At 72.4% G+C, this 1,509-nt stretch carries 1 protein-coding gene; it reads right to left on the reverse strand.

The window, feature by feature from the left end; genetic code table 11:
• A partial coding sequence (locus GKQ77_RS32670; protein WP_219692772.1) for a PrsW family intramembrane metalloprotease occupies nucleotides 1–1,302 on the reverse strand: 1,302 nt, incomplete at its 3' end.
• Nucleotides 1,303–1,509: the final 207 nt, after the last annotated feature.

Below are 1,509 nucleotides of genomic sequence, written 5' to 3' on the forward strand. Positions count from 1 at the left end.
GGGGTAGGCGGCCTGAGGGTGTCCGGGATGCCCTGGGTACCCGTAACCGGCGTACGGCATGGGGAACATGACGGGGACCGGGACCGGGGCCGTCGCGCGGGCCGCGTAGGCCAGGGCGGGGCGGGCCGGTTCGCGGCGCTCCCAGAGCCTTTCGAGCAGTTCCCGCTCGCGTACGACGAAGTCCGCGCCCGCCCGGCCGCTGCGCCCCCGGTGGCGCAGGAAGGCCAGCGCCGTCGCGTACCTCTCGTACTCCACGACCGTGCGCGCCGCGGCCTTCCCCCAGGTGTACGAGGCGTAGTCGCGGGCCAGCGCGCGGGCGCGCATCGAGCCGAGCGCGAAGGGCTCGGGCGGGGTGAGCCAGCCCGCCGCCGTGTACGCGGGCAGCTCGGCGCGGATCGTGCGCAGCTCGCGCTGCCGGGTCCAGATCGCCAGCCAGGTCAGCAGCCCGAAGGAGGGCAGCATGATCAGCGCGTACACGGTGAAGAACCCGTACTGCCCGAAGACCGCCGAGCCGTTCCACAGCGCGTGCATGCCCATCGCGAGCAGCAGCCCGGTGAGCGGGAGCAGCACGCGGCGCAGGTGATGGCGCTCGGCGGCGAACGCGGCGAGGCCGAAGCCGATGCCGGTCAGGACCGTGAAGAGCGGGTGCGCGAACGGTGACATGACCACGCGTACGAAGAAGGTCGCGGCCGTCACGGAGGCGAGGCCGCTGTCGCGGCTGAGCTGGTCGGTGACGAAGGCGTTGCCCAGGTAGAGGATGTTCTCGGTGAACGCGAAGCCCGTCGCGGTCACCCCGGCGATCACCACGCCGTCGACGAGGCCGGTGAAGTCCCGTCTGCGGAAGAGGAAGACGAGCAGTATGGCCGCCGCCTTGGCCGATTCCTCGACGATCGGGGCGATGACCGTGGCGCCGAGGGTGTCGGCGCTCGACGGGTCGGCGGTGGCGGTGGCTATCCAGCGGATCGCGAAACTGTTCGCGACGATCGCGATGAGCGCGGCCGCGCAGGCGCCCCACGCGAAGGAGAAGAGGAGGTTCCGCCAGGGGCCGGGCGCCACCCGGTCCAGCCAGCGGAACGCGGCGACGAGCAACGGCACCGGAACGGTCGCGAGGCCGAGCCCGACGAGGAAGCCCTCCGTGCCGGTCTGCTCCCTGACCAGGGCGAGGATCACCAGGCCGGAGAGGGCGAGCAGCGTGACGAGCCCGGCCGCGCGTATCGCGCGGCGCTGCCACCAGCGGGCGCGGCGCAGCTCCCCCGGGGCGGGGGCCTCGGGGGGTATCGGATACGGAGGACTGGTGGCCACGTCGTTGACCCTAACGAGGGATACGGGTGGCCGCGACGGGGTGTCAGTTCCCGGGACTGATTCCGGCGGGATTCTCGGAGTTCTCGGGGTCTTCGGGCTGCTCGGGGTCTTCGGGCTTCTCGGGGTTTTCGGGGTGCTGCGAGGTGGCCACGCGGCGGAAGAGCAGGTCGTGGACGACGTGGCCCTTGTCGAGGCCCTGGCCCTCGA

This window comes from Streptomyces anatolicus (assembly GCF_019400875.1).
Taxonomy (GTDB): domain Bacteria; phylum Actinomycetota; class Actinomycetes; order Streptomycetales; family Streptomycetaceae; genus Streptomyces; species Streptomyces anatolicus.